We start from the raw sequence: 24873 nt of genomic DNA, 5'->3' as shown, positions 1-24873 counted from the left end.
CGGCTGGGCCGGTCAGCGGGGCTCAAAAGCTGATGAACAGGCCGCCGTTGACCGGCAGCATCGCGCCGGTGATGTAGCCCGAGCCCTCGGCCGCCAGAAAATCGACCACGCGGGCGATATCGATCGGTTGGGCGATCCGCCCGACCGGGATCTGTTCGAGGATCTTCTCGCGCATCGCGGCGGGAATGGTCTGCACCATCGGCGTATCGCAGTAGCCTGGCGCCACCGAGTTGACGGTGATGCCCTTGGCCGCCACTTCACGCGCCAGCGCCATGCTGAAGCCGTGCACGCCGGCCTTGGCGGCGGCGTAGTTGGTCTGGCCGAACTGGCCGGTCTGGCCGTTGATCGAGCTGATGTTGACGATGCGCCCATAGCCCTGGGCAATCATCGGTTCGATCGCCGGCTTGCACAGGTTGAACAGGCCGCCGAGGTTCACATCCAGCACGGCATCCCAGTGCGCGCGCTCCATTTTGCGCAGGGTGCTGTCGCGGGTGATGCCAGCGCTGTTGACCAGCACATCAAGCCGGCCGTGGCGGCTGACGATGTCGGCGACTGCCTGTGCGCAGGCGTCGGCATCGCCGACATCAAGGTCGATCGCCTCGGCCTCGATGAGGCCGGGCAGGGCGCGCAGTGCGGCGATGCGTTCATCGCTCGGTTTGAGATCGGCGGCGATCACGTGATGTCCGCTGGCGGCGAGTGACTGGCAGATGGCGGTGCCGATGCCGCCAAGGCCGCCGCTGACGAGGGCGATGCGCTGGGTCATTGAGTGTCCTCACCGCGTTCGCGGTGCTGGTGCGGCGCAGGCGCCGTGGTTGGGTTGAAACGCAGGCGGGCGGCCGAAGCCGCCCGCGTGGGTGTGTGACGATAGGCGTGCCGGCTGAAACTCAGCGCGTGCGGTTGCGATTCGGTGGGGTGCCTGCCGGTGTCTCAGCGGGTGCGTCGGGTTTCGGCTTGGCGGTGGGATCGATGCCGCCGGGACCGCCCAAGCCACCCAGGCCGCCGGGCTTGATGATGCCTTCCTGGAAATTCTTCCACATATCCAGATTGCGCTCGGTCAGCTGGTTCAGCATCGACCACGGCGTTTTGCCAAGCAGGTTGTTGAGCTGGCTGCGGAACTGGTGCTGCTGGTCCAGGAACAGCTGCATGCTGCGCTCCAGATAGCTGCCCATGAAACCCTGCAGGCTGTCGCCGTAGAAGCGGATCACCTGGCTCAGCAGCTGGGTGCTGAACATCGGGTTTCCCTTCTCCTCGTGCTCGGAGATGATCTGCAGCAGTACCGAGCGCGACAGGTCATCGCCGGTCTTGGCATCGCGCACTTCGACTTCTTCGCCGTCCACGATCAGCTGGCGCACGTCTTCCAGGGTGATGTAACTCGAAATCTCGGTGTCGTAGAGGCGACGGTTCGGATACTTCTTGATGACCCGGGGCTTGGGCATGGGCGTCGATGCTCTGTCGTTGTGCGTCAGCCGTGCGGCTGCTCCGGTTCGAGGAGCTGCACCGCCACGGAACGGTGGAGGATGGCATGCGCCCTTCCTGGGCTATCCGGGGCGATGGTCACGGAATGCGGCATGGGCGAAAGTGCCGCCCAAGCCGCGCTGACCTGATCCGGATGCATCGTGCGCTACGACCGGTGCGACCCGTGAGGGTCGCCGCCGGTCGATAGTTTCACATGTTACCAGCCCATGTGGTGGCCGCCGTTGATGTCGAGATTGGAGCCGGTGATCCAAGCGGCCTCCTCCGACACCAGAAACGCCACCGCGTAGGCGATTTCTTCCGGCTTGCCGAGGCGGCCGGTAGGGATGTCGGCGACGATCTTGGCGCGCACCTCCTCCGGCACGGCCATCACCATGTCGGTGGCGACATAGCCCGGCGACACGGTGTTGACGGTGACCCCCAGCTTGGCGTTTTCACGCGCCAGCGAAATCGTGAAGCCGTGCATGCCGGCCTTGGCCGCGGCGTAGTTGGCCTGGCCGTACTGACCTTTGAGACCGTTGATCGAGCTGATCTGGACGATGCGGCCCCACTTGCGGTCGCGCATGCCGTCGATCACCGGCCGGGTCATGTTGAAGCACGAGTTCAGATTGGTATTGATGACGTCATGCCACTGTTCGGCGCTCATCCGATGGAAGGTGCCATCGCGGGTGATACCGGCGTTGTTGATCAGCACCTCGATGGGCCCGAGTGCGCCGGCCACTGCCTGGGCGATGCCGGCGCCGCCCTCTGGGCTGCCGATGTCACCGGGCACGATCGCGATGTCGAAACCCTCGGCCTTGAGCGCGGCCTGCCACTCGCGGGCCTTGGCCTCGTTGCGGTAGTTGGTCGCGACCTTGTGGCCCGCCTGGGCCAGGCGCTTGCAGATCGCCGTGCCGATTCCGCCCGTACCGCCCGTTACCAGCGCAACGCGTGCTGTCATTTTCCTCTCCCGTGGTGTCCGGCGGATTTTTGGTTTGGGTGCAGCGCCGCACGCGTGCCGATACCGCGCCAGCCGCCCGAGTTTACATGCGCGAAACTGCAGTGGATTGACCGTCGGCAATTCGCGCCGAACTCGGAATCAGCTGGCGCTCGAAGCGTGCTGTCGCGATGCGCAGCAGTTGTTCAGGCGCATGCGCGTGGACCAGCGCCGTCGGATCCTGACCCAAGGTCGCCCAGCACCAGCGCAGCGCAGGCAGGGGATCGGCGGCATCGACCGCTAGCGCTTGCAGTGACTTCGACAGTTTGGCGCCATCGCTGCCGACCACCAGCGGCAGATGCGCATAGCGCGGCGTGGGCAGGCCTAGCGCGTGCTGCAGCAGGATTTGCCGCGGCGTCGAGTCGAGCAGATCGGCGCCGCGCACCACTTCGGTCACGCCTTGGGCTGCATCGTCGACCACCACCGCCAATTGATAGGCCCACAGCCCGTCGGCGCGTTTGAGCACGAAATCGCCGCAGACCGCAGCGGCCGCCTGCTCGAAACGCCCCTGGATGGCATCGTCAAATGCGATCCGGCTGGACGCGCCATCGGCTACCCGCAGCCTGATCGCTGGCGCGTGCCCAGACGGCCGCGCTACGCAGGCTCGATGGATCCCGCCGCTGTCGGCGAGATCGCTGCGGCTGCAGCGGCACTCGAAGGCGCGGCCCTGATCAAGCAGCTGATCGACCGCGGCCTGATAGTGCGCGCTGCGCGCGTGCTGGTAGCTGATTTCGGCGTCAGGGTGAAGGCCGTGTGCACGCAGGCAGGCGATCTGCGCGGCGGCCGCACCCGGCACTTCGCGTGGCGGGTCGATGTCCTCGATCCGCAGCAGCCAGCGGCCGTTTTCGGCCCGCGCCATCAGCCAGCTGCCGAAGGCGGCCAGCAACGAGCCGAGGTGCAGCGGGCCGGTTGGCGACGGCGCGAAGCGGCCGATATAGGTTGAATCTTCGCGCGGGCTGAAGCTTGAAATCGTCGCCGCCTCCCCCATCACTTGCACCAACCCGCGCGCGCGGGCCTCCCGTTCCAAACCGAGGTGTCATCCATGAAGCGTATCGCCCTGTTCCTGGCGACCAACATCGCGGTGCTGTTGGTCGCTGGCATCGTACTCAATCTGCTCGGCATCGATGCTCAAATGGCGGCGCGTGGCCAGAGCCTGCCGGGTCTGCTCGTGTTCGCCGCCGTGGTCGGTTTTGCCGGTTCATTCATCTCCCTGGCGATGTCGAAATGGGTTGCCAAGCGCAGCACCGGCGCGGTGGTGATCGAGCAGCCGCGCAACGAAATGGAAGCTTGGCTGCTGGCGACGGTAAAGCGTCAGGCCGAACAGGCCGGGATCAAGACGCCCGAGGTGGCCGTGTACGAGGCGCCGGAGATCAATGCCTTCGCCACCGGCCCCAGCCGCAACAACTCGCTGGTGGCGGTTTCCACCGGATTGCTGCGCGGGATGAGCCGCGATGAGGCCGAGGCTGTGCTCGCGCACGAGGTCGCCCACGTGGCCAATGGCGATATGGTCACCATGGCCCTGCTGCAGGGCGTGCTGAACACCTTCGTGATCGTGCTGTCGCGGCTGATCGGTCGCTTCGTCGACCAGGTGGTGTTCCGCAACGAGCGCGAGGGCGGGATCGGCTTCATCGTGGTCAGCCTGGTCGCGCAGGTGGTACTGGGTGTGCTGGCCTCGATGATCGCGATGGCGTTCTCGCGTCACCGCGAGTTCCGCGCCGACGAGGGCGGCGCCAAGCTGGCCGGGCGGCAGAAGATGATCGCCGCGCTGGAGCGTCTGCAGTCGCAGCACGGTGAGAACACGCTGCCGAAGGAAGTCGCCGCGTTCGGTATCTCCGGCCACATGGCGGCGGGTTTCCAGCGCCTGTTCATGAGCCATCCGCCGCTGCCTGAGCGCATCGAGGCGCTGCGTCGCGGAGTCTGATCGAGCGGCGCGAATTCAGACCTGAACTGGGCGCGAGGTCTGCTGCCTGAAAAGCACAAGGCCCGGAGCGATCCGGGCCTTGTGCGTTTGTCGGTCGAGGTCGAATCAGCCGCCGAAGTCGTAGTTCATGTCCGGGCTGGGCGGGGCGAGGAAATTGCCCTGCACGTAGTGCACCGAACTGGTGAACAGCACGGTCATGGTGGCGGCGTCCTGCACGAACTCGGCAATGGCTGTTTTGCCGAGATCGGTCGCGCGACTGGCCAGCTCACGCACCTTGGCCTGGTGCTCGCTGTTGCGGCCCAGGTCTTCGGTCAGGCTGCGGTCGAGCTTGAGCATGCTGGGGTCGAGGTGCTTGAGCACGTCGAGCGAGTGGGTGCTGGCGCCGAACTGCTCCAGACACAGGCCGCAGCCCATCTTGGCGACCGCGCGCTGGAACTCCTTGGCGCCTTTGAGATAGGTCATGACCCGGGTTTCAGGCACACCGAACACCAGCTGTTCGCCGCGCACGCCGGTCTGCTTCAGCAAGTTGGCGATCCAACCCGGCAGGTTCGGGTCCTGCATGCTTTGCGGGGTCAGTTTCACCAGCAGGCGACGCTCGTTGTCACCCTTGGATTTCGACAGCACGGCGATCGCGTGCGAGAGCACCCAGCGATCGACTTTCTCGATCAGGCCGTGCTCTTCGGCGATCGGCAGAAACGCCAGCGGCGGCGCGATCTCGCCGTCGCCAACCTTCATCCGCAGCAGGGTTTCGTAGAACTCGGTCGGGTCGCCCTGCAGGCTGATGATCGGCTGGAAGTAGAGGATGAAATCGCCGGACTTCAAGGCCTGCTGGATGCGCGCCACCCAACTGCGTACGCGCTCTTCTTCGGCGCGGTCGCGGGCGGCGGGGTCGAACAGCGACAGTCGGTTGCCGCCTTCGCTGATCGCTGCCTGAAGGCACTGCCCGGCCTTGCCCAGCACCTGCTGCGTGGGGCCGGATTTCTCGCTCATCTGCACGCCGCCGACGCTGACCGTCAGCGAAGCCGAGCGGCTGCCGATTTCGAGAATGTGGCCTTCGAACGCGATGCGGATACGGTCGGAAGTGTCGCGCGTGCTGGCATGGCTGCTGTTGCGGCAGAGCAGGCCAAAAGTGTGGTCGGCAAAGCGCGCCAGCAGCACCTCTTCACCGAGGGTATGACGCAGCAGGTTGCCGGCATCCTGCAGCAAGTGGTCGGCGTGGCCCAGGCCGATATCGTTCAGCAGGTTGCTGAAGTTGTCGACTTCGACCAGCAGCACGGCCTGATCCTTGACCCCGTTCTCGGCGCGCGCGGCAGCGTTCTCAAGCTCCGCGAGAAACACCTGGCGGTTGAGCAGGCCGGTGACCGGGTCGCGTTCGCGCAGGGTCTGCAGCTCTTCAGTGTCGACGAACTGCTTGCGGAACACGATCTGCAGGCAGGGCTCGCCCTCATAGCTGGCGCGGGCGAACTCCATCACCGCATCGAAATCGATGCCGTCGGCGCGTACGGCTTTCAGCTCCAGCTTCTCGGGCGGCGGCTCGCCTTTCGACAGGCGCTTCAGCAGCCCCTTGAACTCGGCGGCGTGGCTGGGCGCGATCAGGTCGAGCAGGGGCATGCCCTCCACGTCCTCGAACTCGGTGTAGCCGAACATCTCGAGGTAGGCATGGTTGGCGCGGATGTGCATGCCCTCGTGGGCATAGGCGATCGGATCACGCGAGGAATCGATCAAGGCGTCGCAGCGGCGCGCGGTTTCGCGCAGCGCGTCTTCGAGGCGCTGCTTGCTGCGCCGCGCTTCGGTCGACTGGTAAGCGTTGCGCAGTGTTGCCAGCACCTGTTCCGGTCGCTGCCGCATCACCACCTGAAAGGCGCCCAGCGCATTGGCGCCGACCAGGGTTTCATCGTCGACGCGCCCGCAGCTGGCGATGAACCCGACCGGCTCGTTGCTGCGCCTGACGGCCTCCGCCACCTTGTCAAAACCGATCTGTTTGCCACCCCAGGCGGCGATCACCAGATCGACCGGGTGCTTGGCGAGCTGTTCGTTGAGTTCCTGTTCTGTTGCCGGCCGCACAGTGCGGACGGCGATGCCGCCATTGCGCAGTGCGCTGATGATGGCTTCGGCGTCTTCGAGGGTGTCCTCGATCTGCAGCAGCCGAATCACGATTTCCTGCTTGGCCATCGAACTCCCTTGAAACTGCGATTGCGGACTGTCGTGCAGCGTGTGCTGTACGCCAGCACCGGACCCGCCCCCCAACGGACTCCCGAGTGCTTGAATTTCGTGGTGCGGGAGCGTGCGGCTCCCTGCTACCGACGCCCTGCTGCAAACTGCCGCAGGTCGCCCCGTTGCTGCCGCTGATGCAGCTGGCGCGCGGCTTGCGAGTGTCGCGGAAAGCCTGTGAACAGGCAAACATTGCGCGCCGCAGCGCCTGAGCTTGCAAGCTGCGTCACGTTTCCGGCGTGAGCGCCAACGGCAGTTTGCTGGCGGCGCCCGCGGCTTCACGAACCAGCTTGGGCACCAGGTAACCCGGCAGCCGCGCGCGCAGTTCCGATTCGATCTGCAAGGCGTGGGCCAGATCGACCTCGAAATGTGCCGCGCCCTGCACCCGATCCAGCTGATGCAGGTAGTAGGGCAGGGCGCCGGCAGCGAAGCTGGCCTCGGCCAGATCGACCTGGGCTTGGGTGCTGTCATTGATGCCGCGCAGCAGCACCGCCTGGTTCAGCACAGTGGCGCCGGCGCTGCGCAGGCCACTCAGGGCCTCAGTGACGCTGGCATCGAACTCCTGCGCATGGTTGGCATGAATCACCACCACCTTCTGCAGCGGCAGGTTCGACAACCACTGCACAAACTCGGCGTCGACGCGTTCGGGCAGCACCACCGGCAATCGCGTATGGATGCGCAGCCGACGCACTTGCGGGCGAGCCAGAAGCCGCTGGCCGAGTTCGGCGAGTTTCGCGGTGGACAGCGACAGCGGATCGCCGCCGCTCAGGATCACCTCGTCGACGCTCGCATCGGCGTCGATGGCCTCAAGCGCGGCCGACCATGCGTTCGCTGCCGCGCTGTCTTCGGCATACGGGTAATGACGGCGGAAGCAGTAGCGGCAGTGCACCGCACAGCTGCCGGTGGCCACCAGCAAGGCGCGGCCCTGGTACTTCTGCAGCACGCCGCGGCCGCTGCGGGCGGCGGCATCGCCGACGGCATCGACGCCGAAACCCTCGACCACGGCGGTTTCAGCCTGCAGCGGCAGCACCTGCCGCAGCAGGGGATCTTCAGCATCGCCGGGACGCATCCGGGCGATGAATCCGCGCGGTACGCGCAGCGGAAAGCCGGCGGCGTCGGCCGGCAGCTGCGCGCTCAAGGCTTCAAGGCCGAGCAGACGCAGCAGCTCGTGCGGGTCGGTCACGGCCCCGCGCCACAGCGTCCGCCAGTCGCCACGGGAGTCCACGCTGGCGGCGGGCTGCGCGATTCGCGGGTTTGCGCTTATCATTTCGCCTCTTTTGTCCGGCCGTTTGCCGGCGATGACCTAACAACCGAACAGTGTAGCCGCAGCCTGCGGCTCGAACCTCTGGAGCACGCATGGCCACCTTTGGTCTGAACGACGTCAAAAATGGACTCAAGATCATCTTCGATGGCGACCCCTATGTCATCGTCGAAGCCGAGTTCATCAAGCCCGGCAAGGGCCAGGCCTTCACCCGCATCCGTGTGCGCAACCTGAAGAACGGCCGCACCACCGAGAAGACCATCAAGGCCAACGAAACCGTTGAAGGCGCCGACGTGGTCGATACCGACATGCAGTACCTCTACAGCGACGGCGAGTTCTGGAACTTCATGCAGCTCGACAGCTTCGAGCAGTTCACCGCCGATGCGGCCATCGTTGGCGACGCTGCGAAGTGGCTGAAGGGCGAGGAGATGTGCGTGGTGACGCTGTGGAACGGCGCGCCGCTGGCGGTGGCGCCGCCGAACTTCGTCGAACTGCAGATCGTTGAAACCGACCCGGGCATGCGCGGCGATACGGCCTCGGGCGGCGGCAAGCCGGCCAAGCTCGAAACCGGCGCGGTGGTGCGGGTGCCGCTGTTCATCGAAAACGGTGAGCTGATTCGCTGCGATACCCGAAGCGGCGAGTACGTCAGCCGCGTCAAGTAAGTCTTCGCGACCCGGCCCAGCGCCGGGTCGCTGCTATTGGATGGCCGCGAAGGAGTTGTGATGCGTGAGATCGACCTGTTGATCGAAGCCGGCTGGGTCGTGCCGGTGGAGCCGCATGCGCAGGTGCTGTTGGACCATGCGGTGGCGATCGACGGCGGGCGCATCGTGGAACTGCTGCCGATCGCCGAGGCGCGTCTGCGCTACGCCCCGCGTGAGCGCGTCTGTCGCCCAAAGGGTGCGCTGCTGCCGGGTCTGGTCAACGTGCATACGCACAACCCGATGACCCTGATGCGCGGCTTGGCTGACGACCTGCCCTTGATGACGTGGCTGAATGAACACGTCTGGCCGGTCGAGGGCGCGGTGATGGGGCGCGAGTTCGTCGGATGTGGCGTCGAGCTGGCCGTGGTCGAGATGCTGCGCGGCGGCACCACCACCTGCAACGAGAACTACTTCTTCCCCGACGCAGCCGCTGCGACCTATCGGCGCATGGGCTTCCGCGCCACTGTCGGCCTGCCGGTGATCGACTTTCCGACGGCCTGGGCGAAGAACGACGACGAGTATTTCGACCGCGCGCTGGAGCTGCATGACGCCTTGCGCGGCGATGCGTTGATCAGCACGGCCTTCGTGCCGCATGCGCCGTATACGGTCAAGGATTCCAGCTTCGAGCGCATCCGCCTGCTGGCCGACCAGATGGGCCTGGTGGTCCACTGCCATGTGCACGAGACCGCGCAGGAAATCGAAGACTCGCTGAAGCAGTACGGTCAGCGCCCGCTGGCGCGGCTGCAGCGCCTGGGCCTTGTGAACTCGCAGCTGCTGGCGATCCACATGACCCAGCTCACGCCTGCCGAGATCGAGCTGTGTGCGGCCAACGGGGTGTCGATCGGCCACTGCCCGGAGTCGAATCTCAAACTGGCCTCGGGCTTCTGTCCGATCGAGGCCCTGCGTCGTGCTGGCGCCAACATCGCGTTGGGCACCGACGGCTGCGCGTCCAACAACGATCTCGACATGTTCGGCGAGATGCGCACCGCCGCTCTGCTCGCCAAGGGCGTGGCGATGGACGCAGCCGCGCTGGACGCGCCGAATGCGCTGCGCATGGCCACGCTCGGCAGCGCCCGCGCGATGGGTCTGGAAGACACGATCGGCTCGATCGAGCCGGGCAAGGCGGCCGACCTGATCGTGGTCGATCTCGATCAGCCGGAGTCGCAGCCGTTCTACAACCTGATCTCGCAGCTGGTCTACGCCGGTGCGCGCCAGCAGGTCAGCGACGTGTGGATCCAGGGCCGTCGCCGCCTGGCCGAGCGTCAGCTGGTCGATGTCGACCTTGTGGGTTTGATGGCGCGGGTCGACGAATGGCGCCAGCGCATCGCGGCGATTCCGCGTTCCCACTGACAGGCCCAGGCGCATGAACTTCCCCACCGCCGCCGCGAATGTGGCACCCCGTGTCAATGCCGACCCCGCCGAGCTCGCGCGCTTCGGCCAGCTCGCCGCGCGCTGGTGGGATCCGAACGGCGAGGCGCGACCGCTGCATGACCTGAATCCGGCGCGGCTGCGCTACGTCGCCGAGCGTGCGCCGCTGCGGGGCGCGCTCGCGCTCGATGTCGGCTGCGGCGGCGGGCTGCTGTCGGAGGCGCTGGCCGCTGCCGGCGCTGAGGTCACTGCGCTGGATCTGTCGCCCGAAGTGCTGGAGGCGGCACGGCTGCACCTGTACGAATCCGGGCTGAAGGTCGACTATCGGGAGCAGTCGGTCGAGTCGCTGGCCGAGGCTGCGCCCGAGCGCTTCGACGTCATCACCTGCATGGAAATGCTCGAGCACGTGCCGGATCCGGCATCGGTGATCGAGGCCTGCGCGCGACTGCTGAAACCCGGCGGGCGTCTGTTCCTGTCCACACTCAATCGCACGCCTGCCGCATTCGGTCTGGCCATCGTAGGCGCTGAATACGTGATGCGTCTGCTGCCGCGCGGCACCCATCGCTATGCGCAGTTCATCCGGCCCTCCGAGCTGGCCGGCGCGATCCGCGCCGCCGGGCTTGAACTCGAAGATGTCAGCGGCCTGCACTACAACCCGTTGACCCGCTCGGCGACCGTCGGCGGGCACACCCAGGTCAACTACCTCGCCTGCGCGCGCAAGCCGGAGGCCGTCCGTGGCTGAGCGTGGGGCGGTGCTGTTCGATCTGGACGGCACCCTGGTCGACAGCGCGGCCGATCTGCTGCATGCCGCCAACGCGCTGCGCGCGCGGCGCGGGCTGGATGACTTTGCGATGCCAGCGTTTCGGCCCTTCGTCTCGCGAGGCGCGCGGGCCATGCTGGGCGCGGCGATTCCTGGCTTCGATGCGCAGGACGAGGGCACGCTCGGCGAGTTCCTGCAGCTGTACGCCAGCGCGGTGGCTGCGCATTCGCGCCTGTTCCCCGGCGTGGCCGAGATGCTGGACGCGATCGAGGCGCGTGGGCTGCGCTGGGGCATCGTTACCAACAAGGCGGAAGGGCTGGCACGGCCGCTGTGCGCGGCGCTCGGATTGCTGGAGCGCAGCGGCGTACTGATCGGCGGCGACACCCTGGCTGAGCGCAAGCCGCATCCGCTGCCGCTGCTGGAGGCCTGTCGCCGGATCGACGCCACCCCCGCGCTCAGCCTGTACCTGGGCGACGACCCGCGCGATATCGAATCCGCCCACGCCGCCGGCCTGCGCGGCATCGCGGTTGATTGGGGCTACTTCGATCCAGCCCACCCGCCCAGCGCATGGGGCGCCCAGCGCGTGCTGTCGGCGCCTGCGCAGCTGCTGGACGAAGCCCTGCTGCGGGCGGAGCGCCACGGGTGAGTGCGGAAAGTGTCGATGCGCAGCTGCAGAAGCTGCATGCGCGCCGGCCTGAACTGGCCCTGCAGGCGATCTTTCTGCCGGCCGCCGAACGCAGTCGGATCGCGCTGTGGTATGCGCTGCAGGACGAGATCGAGGAAGCCTGCTTCGAGCTGTCCGAGCCCTTCATCGCCCAGACCAAGCTGGCCTGGTGGGCCGACGAGCTGACGCGCGGCGTGGCCGGCCAGGGCCGCCATCCGCTGGTACAGGCGCTGTTCGATCATCCTTCCGCTGAGATGGACGAGGCCGCGCTTTGGCGCGGCCTGGCCGAGGCCGGCGTGCAGCTGGTCGAGCGTGATCTGGCGCCTTCCGATATCGATGCCGGATTGGCTGTGCTCCGGCCGATGGCCGCGGCCATCGATGCGCTGGAGCGCCGAATGTTCGGCGGCGAACCGGCTGCTGCGCAGATCGCTGGCGATCTGCTGCTGCGGCGGATGCTGCGCGCGCAGGCCGGGTTTCATGCTCAGGCGCGGCTGCCGCGCAATCTGCTGGCCCGCCACGGCTTGGCCCCTGCGCATCTTGCCCATCCCGAGCACGCCGCTGCGCGCGCGGCCTTCGTTCGCGATTTCGCGCTGGCGCTTACGCAGCAGCTGCCGCCCGCGCCGGCCCGGCTGGCGCGTCCGCGGGCGCTGCAGGTGGCGGTCGCGCGCTGGCGGCTGGATCGACTGCAGGGCGGCGATGCACAGCCGCAGCCGCGCGGTGTCCGTCTGCTGCTGAGCCTGTGGGCTGCGGCGCGGCGCAGCGCGGCGATGCCGACGTTTGCGCGCGACTGAATCGGCCCGGGCGCGCAACGGAGTGTCCTTGTGCATGCATCGGCCGCTCAGCCCGGCTCGGCTATAGTCGCCCACCTCAGCCGCCGCCTGGCTTGACATCAAGGCGACACCTCCCCACCTAAGGTGCCGTGGAAATCCCGATGACCCATTACGAGGAGACCGGCGTGTCCCCACCGATTGCTGAAAACGTCGTGCGTGCGATGCCTGACATCGCCTCCGAGGCCAAACCCGCGGTCGCCGGCGTGCTGGACTGGGTGGGCATGGGCCACATCGAAGTGCCCGTGAGTATCGCCAGTGCCGACGGCGCCACCGTCACCAGCGGCGCGCGCGTCACCGCCTACGTCAACCTGAAACGCCCCGAAGTGCGCGGCATCCACATGTCGCGGCTGTATCTGCATGTCGACAAATCGCTGTCGAACGAGACGCTGTCGCCGACCACGCTGCGGCGTCTGCTGAAAGACTTCCTGGAGTCGCACGCCGATCTGTCCGACCGCGCCCTGGTGCGCGTCGAGTTCGAGCACCTGGTGCGGCGGCGTGCGCTCAAGAGTGACAACAGCGGCTGGAAGAGCTACCCGACCGTCATCACCGGGCTGATGGAGCACGGCCAGTTCCAGGTCGAGCTGTCGGTGCAGATTCCGTACTCCAGCACCTGTCCGTGTTCGGCGGCGCTGGCGCGGCAGCTGATCCAGGAGCAGTTCCAGACCGACTTCCCGGCCAGCGATTCATTTGATCGCGACGCCGTGCTCGCATGGCTCGGTACGGAAAAAGGAATCCGCGCCACACCGCACAGCCAGCGCTCAAGCGCCGAGGTGCGGGTGCGCCTGCTGCCTTCGTTCGCCAACTTCCCGATCATCGACGTGATCGACCGCATCGAGAACGCGCTGAAAACGCCAGTGCAGTCGGCGGTGAAGCGAGAGGACGAACAGGCTTTTGCACTGCTGAACGGCGAGAACCTGATGTTCTGCGAAGACGCCGCCCGGCGCATGCAGTCGGCGCTGAATGAGGACGAGCGCATTGCCGACTTCTGGCTGCGCGCCTCGCACTACGAAAGCCTGCACCCGCACAACGCGGTAGCGGTGGCGGTGAAAGGCGTGGCCGGTGGCTACAGCAATGGCCTCGACTGGATCGCTCCGCTCTCCAACCATCGCTGAGCACGGCATCGACGGTTTCGACCAATGAAAAACCCCGGCTCAGGCCGGGGTTTTTCGTGGGTGATAGCTGCTCGGTTACCAGAACGGGCGATAGCCCCACCACGGGGCAAAGGCGGGTGAGCGGTAGGGGAAGGCGTAGCGCGGGTCAGGCACGTTGGCCGGTTCGGGCCACAGATACACGACATCGGCTGCGAGCTTGGGGTAGCGATAGCTGAAAGCACCGATCTGGCGCTCCTCGAACCCCTCGACCCGACCCGTGAAGGTGACATCGCGGCCTTCTGCGAACAGGGCTGGATCGTAGAATCCGCCGCGGCAAGCGATGAAGCGGCCATCGGTGGTTTCGCGCTTGATGATCGGTTTGCCGCCGGCGGACAGCGGGCGCGACAGCACCACGAAGCAGGTGCGGGTCGGATCCGGCTCGACAGCAATCAAGCTGCCGCCCCAGCGCACGCTGGCATTGGCAGAGCCTTGCTCGCGCGCCTGGTCGGGGCTTTGCGCGGAAAACTCACCGCGGATCGGTGCGGGGCCGGTCGCGCAGGCACCGAGGCCAAGCGCGAGCAGGGTGGGGAACAACAGTGGCATGCGCATGGGAACCTCCGTTCGACGATGGAATCAAGTGTGCGCCTGCGGGCGCGGAGAGATGTGTTCGCGGACACGACGACTGCGCGGGCGGAAGCGCTGCAGGCGAAGAATCAAGGTCGCCCGCGCGCTCGTGTCAGCGTTGGCAGCGTAGCGCTGCTGCGCGTAATCGCTGCTGAGTTCGCGCAAGCGCTCGGCGTCGTCGGGCAACAGCGCCGCAGCGCGCTCGGCAAACGCAAGCACCGGCTCGTGCAGAGCGCGCCGCACGCCGCGACGCGCCAGCCTCCCGCAGAGCTTCAGATAGGCGGCGACCAGCGGATCTGTCTGGGTCCGTCCGCCGCGCATCACCAGCCACAAGGTCAGACCGAGCGCCAGCCCGAAACCGCCGATCAGGGCCAGCCCGACTTCACGCCAGTCCGAGCCATCGATGCCGAACGACAGCAGCAGGCTGCGCTGGCGCGCGGAGTTGAAGCCCAGCACGACCGTGTTCCAGCCATGCCGCACCCAGTCGGCGACATCAAGCAGCGGGCCGAAGGCCTGGAAAAACGCGCCGCGCCGCGACTCCGCGCTGTCACCGCCGCTGCGGATGCGCTCAGGCGCCACGGCGGCCGTGGGATCGATCCGTACCCAGCCTCGGTCCTCCAGCCAGACCTCACTCCAGGCGTGGGCATCCGACTGCCGAACCACCACGTAATCGCCGATCGGATTGTAGAAACCGCCCTGGTAGCCGGTGACCACACGTGCAGGAATCCCGGCCATCCGCATCATCACAGTGAAGGCCGAGGAGAAATGCTCGCAGTAGCCCTCGCGGGTGTTGAACAGGAAGTCGTCGATGCTGTCGCGACCCAGCGGCGGCGGCGTCAGCGAATAGGTGAACTCGCGATTGAACAGCTGCAGCGCAGCGCGGATCTGGCCGTCTGCATCCAGGCCCTGCTGACGCCAGCCTTCGACCAGGGCGCGGGCGCGCGGGTTGAACCCCTGCGGCAGAGCCAGCAGACGCTGGCGGAAACTGAGCGGCAAGTCGGCCTCGAACACCGCGCCGAGCGCCGATACCAGCGGATGTCGGCTGACCTCGGCCAAGGGCTTGGCGCTCAGCACACTTCGGTCCTGGCTCAGCCGCAGTTCGTGGACGCCCGGTGCCTCATTGGCGGGCGCCATTGGCACATCGAGCGCAAGCACCCAGCGCCGATCGGTAGGTTCCTGGATCAGCTCGTACTGCAGCGTCCTGCCGCTCAGCTGCAGCGCTGCCGGTTCGAGGTGGCGGATCCACGACACCAGGGTCCAGCTGCGGCCGTCGAACTCGCTCAGCACCGGTCCGCGCCAGAACAGCTCGCTGTCGTCCGGTCGCGGTCCGCTGAACTGCACACGCAGGATCGGGCTGTCGTCGATGAACAGCGCCGAGATATCGCCCGGCGACATGCTTTCGCTCAAGCCCGTGCGCGCCTCGGCGGCATTGTTGGGCAGGCCCCACAGCGGCTGCGGCAGGCGCGGAAACAGCAGAAAGCCGGCGATTGCCAGCGGCAGCGACAGCAGCATCAGGCTGGCGCTCAGGCCCAGCTGTGCCGACACACGCTGGGCCTCGGCGGGTGCTCCGGATTCCAGTTCAGAGACACGCGCCAGCGCCGTCAGCGCGAGCACGGTCGCGATCAGTGCCAGCCCCAGGGTCAGTGGCCCCTGATCCTGCAGAAAGGCGGCCATGATCGCGAACAGGCTGAAGCTGAGCAGGCTGCGCGCATCGCGCAGGCGATGGGTCTCCAGAAGCTTCAACGCCAGCATGGTCGCCAGCAGACCGGCGCCGGTATCACGGCCGAAGCGGAACTCGTAGGTGAACATCACCAGCCCGGCCACGCCGACAGTCAGCAGCAGGCGCAGCCACGGCGGCACGGTGACCCCGCGCAGGCCCGCAATACCGCCGAGCACCGCGAGCAGGCCGAGCAAGGGGCCCAGCCAGCTGACCAGCTGCAGGCCCAGCGGCAGCAGCGCAGCCAGTGCGGCGGCCATGCACCAGCCGAACAATTTGCGCTCAAGCATCGGTCGCGCGGGAGCTGCAGGCCGAGGCACCAGCAAGGCCTGCAGGCGTGCTGCGACTGCGCTCATGGCAGCAGCGCCAGTGCACGCATGCCGGCGTGCAGATGCGCTTCGCCGCGGCCCGGGCCGACTTGATTCCCCGGCAGGCGCAGCTCCGAGCGCAGGCCGCGCCGCTCGGCCTCGACCAGCCAGCGCGCCAGTCGCTCGATCCGCAGCTCGGCCGGCAGATGGCTGAGGTGGGCGTAGTCGAGCAGGACTTCCAGCCCAGCCGGGCTTTCGAACTCGCGCACCAGCGGCCGCCCCAACTGGGCGCTGCGCTTCCACGCCATCAGCCGCAGGGGATCACCCTGACGATGCTCGCGCAGGCCGTGCACCTCTTCGCTCGGGCTGCGCTGGCGGCGCTGGCCGCTGCTGCTGCCGTCGCCGGGCAGGGGCGGTGCGTGTGCCTCCAGCCGCGGATAGACCAGAACCTGGGCCTGCGGATGCAGCCAGCTCCAGATCACGAACAGGCCGAGCGGGTGGCGGGTCGACAGCTTGATCCGGCCGACCCGATGCAGGCCGCGACGCTCGGTCGGTAGACGCAGTGCAGGGCTGGCGAAGCGGTCCGGCAGCAGCTCGAAGCCGCGTGCGCTGCCGGCGCGCTCGATCCGCAGGCCGCGCCGAACCCGTCTGCCATCGGCCTCGAAGCGCAGACGCAACTCGGCGACCTCTCCGGCGTGGACCGGTGCGGCAACTGCCTCGACCAGACGCAGCCCGGACAGCCCGAAGTAGCCCCGCAACAGTGCGGTGTGGATGCAGGAGGCGAGCAGGAACACCAGCATCAGGGCGGGGTTGTTGTTGTAGTTGAGCGAGCCGATGCCCATCACCGCCACCAGCACGCAGAAGAACAGCCCGAACCGGCTGGGCAACACATAGATGCGCCGCCGATGGATGTCGATCGGCAGTGGCTCGGCGACGCGCAGGCGGGTCAGCGCGGGCAACCGGCGCTCGGCCACCGCCTGTGCCCATGTCACGATCGAGTTCAGCCAGCGACGCACGATGGCCGCCGGCTCAGACTTCGACCGCGACACTGGCCAACAGGCGGCGAGAGAGCTCATCGCGGCTGCCGTGCTCGGAATCGGGCACCAGCCGATGTGCCGTTACCTCGACGAACAGGCCCTGGATGTCCTCAGGCAGCACATGGGCGCGCCCACGCAGCAGCGCCTGCGCGCGCGCCACCCGTAGCAGGGCCAGACCCGCGCGCGGCGACAGCCCCACCCGGATGCCGGCGAAGCTGCGGCTGGCGGCCAGTAGACGCTGCACGTAGTCGACCAGTGCATCGGAGGCGTTCACGTTCGAGACCGCCTCGCGTAATGCCAGCACATCAGCCGCGCCCAGCACCGGCATGCTGCGCTGGATCAGCTCGCGGCGGTCTGCGCCGGCCAGCATCGCGCGCTCGAACTCGGCTTGCGGATAGCCCATCGACAGTCGCAGCAGGAAGCGATCGAGCTGCGAATCAGGCAAGGGGAAGGTGCCGGCGAGATCCACTGGATTCTGGGTGGCGATAACGAAGAACGGATGCGGCAGGCTGTGGCAGACGCCGTCAATCGTGACCTGCTGCTCGGCCATGGCTTCAAGCAGGGCGCTCTGGGTCCGCGGCGGCGCGCGGTTGATTTCGTCCGACAGCAGCAGCTGGGTGAACACCGGCCCGGGATGGAAGCGGAAACCGCGCTGGTCGGCTTCATACACCGACACTCCGAGAATGTCCGAAGGCAGCAGATCGGCGGTGAACTGCAGGCGCTGGAAGTCCAGGCCCAGGGTGGCCGCCAGCGCCCGCGCCAGCGTGGTCTTGCCGAGGCCGGGCAAATCCTCCACCAGCAGATGGCCGCCAGCCAGTACGCAGGCGAAGGCCAGTTCGATCTCGCGCGGCTTGCCCAGCACCAAGCCGTTGACCTGCGCCAGCGCGGCATCCAGAGCACTGCGGCTGGCTTCGGGTAGGATCGCGGCCGATCGGGCGGGTGCGGGCATGGACAGATTCCTTTGAATGCTGAAACAACAGGGCAGGGTGAGTGTAGACGCGCCCGGGTGAGGAACGCATGCGGCTAGCGCTCGGCGGCGGCCCCGCGCAGACGGGCTGCGACCAGCGGTTGCGGCAAATGTTCTGGGGGCTGTGGTGCCTGCTGCTGCTGGCGCGCTGCGCGCTGGCTTCGCAGTTGCCGTTGTTTGGCGATGAGGCTTTCTATGCCTGGGAGGCGCGCCATCTGGCCTGGGCCTATTCCGATCTGCCCGGCTTCACCGCCTGGACCATCGCAGCGGGCCGCTGGCTGGTAGGCGATGTCGAATTTGGCCTGCGAGCGGTCTCCCTGCTGCTGGGCGCGGTATTGCCCCTGCAGCTGCTGCGCATCGCCGATGCGGCCGGCCTCGCACATGTCCGCTGGCAAACCGGTCTGCTCGGCCTGCTGCTGCCGCTGCTGAGCGTGAACGGCCTGCTGGCCTTGCCCGAACCTGCCCTGCTGGTTGCGGCCGCGCTGTGTCTGCACGCGCTGTTGCGACTGCAGACATTGGGGTCGGGCGCAGCAGGAGCGGTCGTCGCATGGCCGCTGTTGGAACTCAGCGCCGGGCTCGCCTTGGGCGCATTCAGCCATTACCGGTTTATCGCGGTGCTGGCGGCGGGCGGCGTGGCCGTCCTTGCTGTGCCCGTCGCGCGCGCGCTGCTGCGTGATCCGCGGATCTGGCTGGCGCTGGCGTTGGGCCTGCTGGCCTGGCTGCCACTGGTGTGGTTCAACCTTGAAGGCGATCAGGCCGGCTGGCGTTTCCAGTTTGTCGAGCGTCATCCGTGGCAGTTCCAGCCGCGCGCGCTGACGGTGCCGCTGGAGCAGGCGATCGTCGCCACCCCTTTGGCGTGGGCGTTGATGCTGTGGCTGCTGCCGGCCCGACTGAAGTCATGGCAGACAGCGCCGGGCCCGGCCCTGTTGGCCTGGGCCGGCGCGGCCCTGCTGCTCGAGCTCTACCTGGTGGGGCTGTTCGCCGACCGCGAGCGGGTGTCCTTTCATTGGCCGCTGGTTGGCCAGTTGGCCCTGCTGCCGCTGCTGGCGGCAACGCTGTGCGACCGAGCGGTGTGGCTGAGGCGCGCGACCTGGATCAGCCTGACGCTCGGTGCAGTGGGCGCCTGGGCACTGTGCATCGCGCTGGCCTTGCCCTCAGGGCGCAACGTGTTGGCGACGCAGGTGTCGATCGCGGACAACTTCTCCGGTGCGGCGGAAGTGGCGGCTGCCGTCGAGGCCGAGCTGGCCGCCTTGCCGGTCGGCACGCGGGTAGTGGCCGACAACTTCATGCTGGCGGGGCAGCTGGTGCAGGCCGGGCGCGGGCGCTGGCCGCTCGGTGTGATGGCGCATCCGCTCAATTCCAAGCACGGCCGCGCCCTGCAGCTGAAACTCTGGGGCGTGGACGAAGACACTTGGATCGGCGCCACCGATCCAGCGCGCCTACTGGTGATCGAAGAGACCGCGCTGGGATTGCGCGAGCGTCAGCCGTGGCTGCACGCGCTGTGCGATCGGCTGCCGGGCTGGCGCGCGCGACGGGAGCTGCAGATCAATGGCGGCGCCAAGCGCTATCTGCTGTACCTGATCGATGGCAGCCGCAACGGCGAATGCGAGTTCCCGGCGCTGGCCTATCTCGATGCGCCTGTTGACGGCGCGCGGCTGGGTGCGCAGTTCGAGCTTGCCGGTTGGGCGATCCAGGACGGTGCCGGGCTGGCCAAGGTCGAGGTGCTGCTGGATGGACAGGCGATCGCCAGAGCATCCAGCGACCTCGAAAGCCCGGGCGTGCTCTGGCAGTGGCCGCGTTCGGACGACCCGCGGCACCCGCGGGTGGGGTTACATGCACGAGTGCAGGTGCCGCCGGCGCTGCATGGTGAGCGCACGCTCGGTCTGCGCCTCAGTGGTCGCGATGGGCGGGTACGTGAACTGCCGATGGCGCGGATCTGGATCGCGCCTGCGCCGTAAGTGCCCGGCTCAGCCGGTGCCGCGCCGCAGCGCGGCCGGTTCGCGCGCTGCCTGCTCGATCACGGCTTGGGTGACATGGTCGAGTTCGGTGCCGGCATGCTCAAGCCGCGCCAGCTGCGAGGCGATGGTGTCGCGCGCACGCCCCATCGCCCTCTCGGCATTCTTCAACTCAGCCAGCGAGGCGGTGGCGCCGTGGCGGGAGATCCACAGGCGATGCTCCAGCAGATCGCGCAGCGCCTGCTGCACACGCTGGTCGGCGTCCAGCGAAGCCTTGGCGACCGCGCCGATGTCCGCAGGCACGCGCTCGACCACGTTCTGCATCGCCGTCATCCGTTCGCGCGTGCGGTGCAGCAGGCCTTCGAGTTCATCGGCGCCTTCCAGCAGACGGATCAATGCGCGTTGCCGGCTGGCGCTGCGATGGAAGGGAATCCACGCGGCCAGACCGACCAGAGCGAACGCGAGCACGACAGCCAGGATGAGTTCCACGCCCGGCGGATCCTTGAGCAAAGACGAGCGCCCGAGTCTGACGCAGGTGGGAGAGAGCGGCAATGAAGCCGGTCGCAGGCTTCACATCTGCCATGGCGATGTATCGGCTCTCGCCCACTTTCCCCAGCGGTCGGGTTTGACGCTTGCACAGAGGCCGCCTATCATGGCGCGCTTATGTCCGCGAACCTGCCCGAAACGGTCGATGCCACGCGCATGTTGTCCGGCCGGCGCTGCTTCGAGGGCAGCCTGCCGGTGACAGCGTTCCCGCGCTTTGTTGAAGCGCTGGAGCGACGCGAGGGCACAGTAACCTACGCGCTCGAATTCGGTCGCGATGCCCTCGGTATCGACTTCCTTGATATTCGCGTGCAGTGCGTCGTCTGGCTGGTCTGCCAGCGGTCCCTGGAGCCCTACCAGCAGCCGCTGGAGGCGTTGCAGCGACTGGGCCTGATCCGACGCGAAGCCGATGAGGCGGGGCTGGCGGAAGGCTACGAGGCGCTGCTGCTGCCGGAGGATCGACAGCTGCACCCGCGCGAGTTGATCGAGGACGAACTGATTCTTGCGCTGCCGCTGGTGCCTGCGCGATTGGATGTGGAGCTTCCCGCCGAGTATGTGGCGACCGAAGCGCCGATCGAAGTTGCCGCCGACGCAAAGCCGAACCCGTTTGCGGCCTTGGCCGCACTGAAGAAAAGCTAGCGGCTGCGCGCCGCAGTGAAGCAAAACCTGCAGCACGCGGCGGATTGACCGCCCACACACCCTGCGGAACCGGCACAGCGTGAAGCCGGCTTTCGTCATACAGCAACACGCAAGCATCGATTCGGAGAAACCCCATGGCAGTGCAGAAGAGCCGCGTCACCCCTTCCAAGCGCGGCATGCGCCGTTCGCACGACGCCCTGACCGCGAAGCAGCTGGCGACCGACCCGACCACGGGCGAGACCCACATCCGTCACCACATCACCGCCGACGGTTTCTACCGCGGCAAGAAGGTGATCAGCCTCAAGTCGGCTGTCGACGCCGAGTAAGCCCGCGGCCGGTTTTGCGCCGGCACTGCGCTTGAGCGAATACGACACGCAAGGCGGTGGGCCGCAAGGGCCGCCGCCTTTGTCGTGTCTGTGTTTTCTGCCGCGGCCGCCGCATCCACTGGCGTCGCTTGGTAGGACCCGTCGCGCGGGGCTGGCTGCATTGACACACAGGCGTCATCATTCGCGACCGCGCGCTCGATCGCTTGCGACTCGCAGCGCGCCCACATGAATCCGGCAGAGGAGTACTCGATGGCGTTCGCACGCATTCTCGGCACGGGCAGTTACCTGCCCGAGCGCGTGGTGACCAATGATGATCTGGCCGAGCGCATCGAGACCTCGGACGAATGGATCCGCGAGCGCACCGGCATCCGCCAGCGTCACGTCGCCGCCGACGGCCAGACCACGGTCGACCTGGCGTTTGAAGCCGCGACGCGCGCGCTGGAAGCCGCCGGTGTGGCGGCCTCCGAGATCGATTTGATCGTGCTCGGCACCACGACCCCGGACATCGTGTTTCCGTCTTCGGCCTGCCTGCTGCAGCACCGCCTCGGCGCGAACGGCTGCGCCGCGTTCGACGTCAATGCCGCGTGCTCAGGCTTCATGTACGCGCTGGGCACCGCCAACGCGATGATCAAGAGCGGCATGGCGAAGAAGGCGCTGGTGATCGGCGCCGAAACCCTGACCCGCATGCTCGACTGGAACGATCGCACCACCGCTGTGCTGTTTGGCGATGGCGCTGGCGCGGTGGTGCTGGGCGCAAGCGATGAGCCCGGCATTCTGTCGACCCATCTGCATGCGGACGGCGGCTACGGGCACCTGCTGCAGACCGCCGTCGGCGTGTCGCGCGGCTTCAAGCCCGATGAGCCGAACGTCGGACTGCGCATCAGCATGACCGGCAATGAGGTGTTCAAGGTCGCAGTGAAAACGCTGGACGCGGTGGTCGAGGAAACCCTGTCCGCCAACGGTCTGCAGAAATCCGATCTCGACTGGTTGATTCCGCACCAGGCCAATCTGCGCATCATCACCGCCACCGCCAAGCGGCTGGAAATGCCGATGGATCGAGTCATCGTCACCGTGGATCGGCACGGCAACACCTCGGCGGCATCGGTGCCGCTGGCGCTGGATGAAGCGGTGCGCTCGGGCAAGGTCCAGCGCGGCGAGCTGCTGCTGCTGGAGGCGTTCGGCGGTGGCTTTACCTGGGGCTCGGCGCTGATCCGCTACTGATCCGCAGCACTGACCCTACGCCCCGGTACAGACGCCTTGGCGGGGGCTTCACGTATCATGCGCGGCCCCGTCGTCCGGGCTCACGGAAACACAGCGCACGATGTCATCCAGCCTCGCATTCGTATTCCCCGGGCAGGGCTCGCAGTCGCCCGCCATGCTGGCCGATCTTGCCGAGTGTCATCCGGCCGTGCTCGACAGCTTCGCCGAAGCCTCGGAAGGCGCTGGCGTCGATCTGTGGACAATCGCTGCGGCGGCCGATGATGCGCGTCTCAACCAGACCGAGTTCACCCAGCCAGTGCTGCTCGCCGCCAGCGCCGCCCTCTGGCGATTGTGGTCTGCGCAGGCTGGCCTTATGCCGGCACGTGTTGCCGGCCACAGCTTGGGCGAATACAGCGCGCTGGTCGCTGCGGGCGCGGTTTCACTCGTTGACGCTGCGCGCCTGGTGCGCGAACGCGGACGGCTGATGCAGGCCGCCGTGCCTGCAGGCAGCGGCGCGATGGCCGCGGTACTGGGTGCTGACGATGCCGTGGTAGAAGCGGTCTGCGCCGAAGTCTCGAACACGGCCGTGGTTGTTCCGGCCAATTACAACTCGCCCGGCCAGATCGTGATCGGCGGCGATGCCGCTGCGGTCGATGCCGCGATCGCCGCACTGGCCGAACGCGGTGTGCGCAAGGCGGTCAAGCTGGCGGTCAGCGTCCCTTCGCATACGCCGCTGATGCGTGCCGCCGCCGATCAGCTCGCCGAAGCAATCGAGCGGGCGCAGTGGCGCATGCCGAGCCTGCCGCTGGTGCACAACGTCGACGCCGCCGTCGCCGCCGACATCGCCGCCCTGAAGTCGGCCCTGGTTCGCCAGCTCTACCTGCCAGTGCGCTGGACCGACTGCGTGCAGCAGATGGTCGCCGCCGGCGCGAGCCGCCTGGTCGAATGCGGCCCCGGCAGGGTGCTGTGCGGCTTGAGCAAACGCATCGATCGCAGCATCGAATCGAAGAGCCTGGGTAGCCTCGCCGAGTTCGAGGACTGCTTGACCGGCTGGGGCAGCGCGTGAGCGCGCCGACCGAACTCGCCAAGGAGAACCGCATGACTCAAGTATTGAAGGGCGAGGTCGTCCTCGTCACCGGCGCCAGCCGTGGCATCGGCGCAGCCATCGCCGATCTGCTGGCTGCGCAGGGTGCGACCGTTGTCGGCACCGCCACCAGTGAGGCCGGCGCCGCTGCCATTGGCGAGCGTCTGGCCGCGCAGGGCGGCGCGGGACGTGTGCTGGACGTGGCCGATGGCGCTGCTGTGGAGGCCCTGATCGAAGCGATCGGCAAAGGGATCGGTCCGATCAGCATTCTGGTGAACAATGCCGGCATCACCCGCGATGGTTTGCTGATGCGGATGAAGGACGACGACTGGCAGGCGATTCTCGATACCAATTTGAGCTCGGTCTATCGCACCAGCAAGGCGGTGCTGCGCGGCATGATGAAGGCGCGCCGCGGCCGCATCATCAACATCGCCTCGGTGATCGGTGTCACCGGCAACGCCGGGCAGGCCAACTACGCCGCGGCCAAAGCGGGGATCATCGGATTCTCGAAATCGCTTGCGAAAGAAATCGGCAGCCGTGGCATCACGGTCAACGTGGTCGCGCCCGGCTTCATCGATACCGACATGACCCGCTCGCTGCCTGAGGATTCGCGCAACGCACTGCTGGGCCAGATCGCGCTGGGACGTCTCGGTGAAGCTGCCGATATCGCCAACGCCGTTGCATTTCTTGCCGGACCTTCCGCCGCCTACATCACCGGCGAGACCCTGCATGTGAACGGTGGTATGTATATGCCCTGATGCGTGCGACTTGTGTTGCGATCAAGCCTGCCGCATCTGTTTGGATCCAAAAGCACAATAACCCGTCGGGTGCAGACGGGTCCCCGCCCCGGCCGTGTAGTGCGGTCGGGCGGTTCCCACTACAATGCGCCGAGTTTTCCGTCAGAGGAATTGAACCCCATGAGCAGCATCGAAGAACGCGTCAAGAAGATCGTCGTGGAACAGCTGGGCGTCAAAGAAGAAGAAGTCACTGCGAACGCCTCCTTTGTGGACGATCTGGGCGCGGACTCGCTCGATACCGTCGAGCTGGTGATGGCCCTGGAAGAAGAGTTCGAGTGCGAGATCCCGGACGAAGACGCTGAGAAGATCACCAGCGTGCAGCAGGCCATCGACTACGTGAAGGCTCACGTCAAGTCGTAAGCGGCTGCCTGCATCGGACGGCGCCCAGCGCGGCGCCGCTCCTGAATCGAAAACCGTCTC

25 protein-coding genes are annotated in these 24873 nt (G+C 67.1%); 14 read left to right on the top strand and 11 right to left on the bottom strand.

Annotation, left to right across the window (positions count from 1 at the left end; translation table 11 throughout):
* Positions 1–22: 22 nt before the first annotated feature.
* The 4 genes from ACIQ7H_RS00295 to gluQRS form a co-directional block, all read right to left on the bottom strand.
* A complete protein-coding gene (locus ACIQ7H_RS00295) occupies positions 23–763 on the bottom strand; it encodes a beta-ketoacyl-ACP reductase (protein ID WP_395787186.1) in 741 nt (246 codons plus the stop codon).
* Positions 764–884: 121 nt separating this feature from the next.
* Positions 885–1436, bottom strand: a complete 552-nt coding sequence (phaR, locus tag ACIQ7H_RS00290) for a polyhydroxyalkanoate synthesis repressor PhaR (RefSeq protein ID WP_395787184.1) — start codon at positions 1434–1436, stop codon at positions 885–887.
* 236 nt (positions 1437–1672) lie between these two features.
* On the bottom strand, positions 1673–2413 hold the full coding sequence (gene phbB, locus ACIQ7H_RS00285; RefSeq protein ID WP_395787182.1) for an acetoacetyl-CoA reductase: 741 nt from the start codon (positions 2411–2413) through the stop codon (positions 1673–1675).
* An 82-nt stretch (positions 2414–2495) separates the two neighbouring features.
* The gene (gluQRS, locus tag ACIQ7H_RS00280; protein WP_395787180.1) at positions 2496–3437 is read right to left on the bottom strand and encodes a tRNA glutamyl-Q(34) synthetase GluQRS; all 942 of its coding nucleotides are present in this window, start codon (positions 3435–3437) and stop codon (positions 2496–2498) included.
* Between the two features lie 54 nt (positions 3438–3491).
* On the opposite strand from gluQRS, the gene htpX reads away from it, so the two are divergent.
* Positions 3492–4370 (top strand): protease HtpX, encoded by an 879-nt coding sequence (htpX, locus tag ACIQ7H_RS00275; protein ID WP_395787178.1) that lies wholly within the window; start codon positions 3492–3494, stop codon positions 4368–4370.
* A gap of 105 nt (positions 4371–4475) precedes the next feature.
* On the opposite strand, the gene ACIQ7H_RS00270 is transcribed toward htpX, so the two are convergent.
* Both ACIQ7H_RS00270 and epmB read right to left on the bottom strand, forming a co-directional pair.
* Positions 4476–6542: an EAL domain-containing protein gene (locus ACIQ7H_RS00270; protein ID WP_395787174.1), complete on the bottom strand. Its 2067-nt coding sequence runs from the start codon at positions 6540–6542 to the stop codon at positions 4476–4478.
* Positions 6543–6807: 265 nt separating this feature from the next.
* Complete coding sequence (epmB, locus tag ACIQ7H_RS00265) at positions 6808–7848, bottom strand: EF-P beta-lysylation protein EpmB (protein WP_395787171.1); 1041 nt, start codon at positions 7846–7848, stop codon at positions 6808–6810.
* An 89-nt stretch (positions 7849–7937) separates the two neighbouring features.
* Here epmB and efp point away from each other — a divergent pair, with 89 nt between their 5' ends.
* The 6 genes from efp (at position 7938) to folE2 (ending at position 13277) form a co-directional block, all read left to right on the top strand.
* On the top strand, positions 7938–8504 hold the full coding sequence (efp, locus tag ACIQ7H_RS00260; protein WP_395787167.1) for an elongation factor P: 567 nt from the start codon (positions 7938–7940) through the stop codon (positions 8502–8504).
* A gap of 60 nt (positions 8505–8564) precedes the next feature.
* Complete coding sequence (locus tag ACIQ7H_RS00255; RefSeq protein ID WP_395787164.1) at positions 8565–9893, top strand: TRZ/ATZ family hydrolase; 1329 nt, start codon at positions 8565–8567, stop codon at positions 9891–9893.
* Positions 9894–9906: 13 nt separating this feature from the next.
* The gene (gene ubiG, locus ACIQ7H_RS00250; protein ID WP_395787161.1) at positions 9907–10653 is read left to right on the top strand and encodes a bifunctional 2-polyprenyl-6-hydroxyphenol methylase/3-demethylubiquinol 3-O-methyltransferase UbiG; all 747 of its coding nucleotides are present in this window, start codon (positions 9907–9909) and stop codon (positions 10651–10653) included.
* Positions 10646–11317: a phosphoglycolate phosphatase gene (gene gph, locus ACIQ7H_RS00245; protein WP_395787159.1), complete on the top strand. Its 672-nt coding sequence runs from the start codon at positions 10646–10648 to the stop codon at positions 11315–11317. The genes ubiG and gph overlap by 8 nt, the downstream gene beginning before the upstream one ends.
* Complete coding sequence (locus ACIQ7H_RS00240) at positions 11314–12126, top strand: hypothetical protein (protein WP_395787157.1); 813 nt, start codon at positions 11314–11316, stop codon at positions 12124–12126. Before gph ends, ACIQ7H_RS00240 begins: the two co-directional genes overlap by 4 nt.
* Before the next feature lie 140 nt (positions 12127–12266).
* Complete coding sequence (gene folE2, locus ACIQ7H_RS00235) at positions 12267–13277, top strand: GTP cyclohydrolase FolE2 (RefSeq protein WP_395787155.1); 1011 nt, start codon at positions 12267–12269, stop codon at positions 13275–13277.
* 75 nt (positions 13278–13352) lie between these two features.
* Here folE2 and ACIQ7H_RS00230 read toward each other — a convergent pair whose 3' ends face one another.
* The 4 genes from ACIQ7H_RS00230 to ACIQ7H_RS00215 are packed head-to-tail and all read right to left on the bottom strand — an operon-like array spanning position 13353 to position 17891.
* A complete protein-coding gene (locus tag ACIQ7H_RS00230) occupies positions 13353–13865 on the bottom strand; it encodes a Slp family lipoprotein (protein ID WP_395787153.1) in 513 nt (170 codons plus the stop codon).
* A 24-nt stretch (positions 13866–13889) separates the two neighbouring features.
* Positions 13890–15953: a DUF3488 and DUF4129 domain-containing transglutaminase family protein gene (locus ACIQ7H_RS00225; RefSeq protein ID WP_395787151.1), complete on the bottom strand. Its 2064-nt coding sequence runs from the start codon at positions 15951–15953 to the stop codon at positions 13890–13892.
* The gene (locus ACIQ7H_RS00220) at positions 15950–16921 is read right to left on the bottom strand and encodes a DUF58 domain-containing protein (protein WP_395787148.1); all 972 of its coding nucleotides are present in this window, start codon (positions 16919–16921) and stop codon (positions 15950–15952) included. The genes ACIQ7H_RS00225 and ACIQ7H_RS00220 overlap by 4 nt, the downstream gene beginning before the upstream one ends.
* Before the next feature lie 13 nt (positions 16922–16934).
* A complete protein-coding gene (locus tag ACIQ7H_RS00215) occupies positions 16935–17891 on the bottom strand; it encodes an AAA family ATPase (protein WP_395787146.1) in 957 nt (318 codons plus the stop codon).
* Positions 17892–18019: 128 nt separating this feature from the next.
* On the opposite strand from ACIQ7H_RS00215, the gene ACIQ7H_RS00210 reads away from it, so the two are divergent.
* A complete protein-coding gene (locus ACIQ7H_RS00210) occupies positions 18020–19867 on the top strand; it encodes a glycosyltransferase family 39 protein (RefSeq protein WP_395787144.1) in 1848 nt (615 codons plus the stop codon).
* Positions 19868–19876: 9 nt separating this feature from the next.
* Here ACIQ7H_RS00210 and ACIQ7H_RS00205 read toward each other — a convergent pair whose 3' ends face one another.
* Positions 19877–20353, bottom strand: coding sequence for a hypothetical protein (locus ACIQ7H_RS00205; RefSeq protein WP_395787142.1), 477 nt, complete (start codon positions 20351–20353; stop codon positions 19877–19879).
* A gap of 174 nt (positions 20354–20527) precedes the next feature.
* On the opposite strand from ACIQ7H_RS00205, the gene ACIQ7H_RS00200 reads away from it, so the two are divergent.
* The 6 genes from ACIQ7H_RS00200 to acpP all read left to right on the top strand — a co-directional run bounded on the left by ACIQ7H_RS00200 (position 20528) and on the right by acpP (position 24813).
* Positions 20528–21046, top strand: coding sequence for a YceD family protein (locus ACIQ7H_RS00200; protein WP_395787140.1), 519 nt, complete (start codon positions 20528–20530; stop codon positions 21044–21046).
* 134 nt (positions 21047–21180) lie between these two features.
* A complete protein-coding gene (gene rpmF / locus ACIQ7H_RS00195; protein WP_395787138.1) occupies positions 21181–21372 on the top strand; it encodes a 50S ribosomal protein L32 in 192 nt (63 codons plus the stop codon).
* Positions 21373–21597: 225 nt separating this feature from the next.
* Positions 21598–22593 carry a beta-ketoacyl-ACP synthase III gene (locus ACIQ7H_RS00190; protein WP_395787136.1) on the top strand — a complete coding sequence of 332 codons (996 nt, stop codon included), beginning with the start codon at positions 21598–21600 and terminating at the stop codon, positions 22591–22593.
* 100 nt (positions 22594–22693) lie between these two features.
* The gene (fabD, locus tag ACIQ7H_RS00185; protein WP_395787133.1) at positions 22694–23638 is read left to right on the top strand and encodes an ACP S-malonyltransferase; all 945 of its coding nucleotides are present in this window, start codon (positions 22694–22696) and stop codon (positions 23636–23638) included.
* Positions 23639–23670: 32 nt separating this feature from the next.
* Positions 23671–24414: a 3-oxoacyl-ACP reductase FabG gene (gene fabG / locus ACIQ7H_RS00180; RefSeq protein WP_395787510.1), complete on the top strand. Its 744-nt coding sequence runs from the start codon at positions 23671–23673 to the stop codon at positions 24412–24414.
* 159 nt (positions 24415–24573) lie between these two features.
* Positions 24574–24813, top strand: coding sequence for an acyl carrier protein (gene acpP / locus ACIQ7H_RS00175; protein ID WP_395787129.1), 240 nt, complete (start codon positions 24574–24576; stop codon positions 24811–24813).
* Positions 24814–24873: the final 60 nt, after the last annotated feature.

Source organism: Aquimonas sp. (assembly GCF_044377145.1).
Classification (GTDB): Bacteria; Pseudomonadota; Gammaproteobacteria; order Xanthomonadales; family Xanthomonadaceae; genus Aquimonas.
This window is presented reverse-complemented; position numbering and strand designations above follow the sequence as displayed.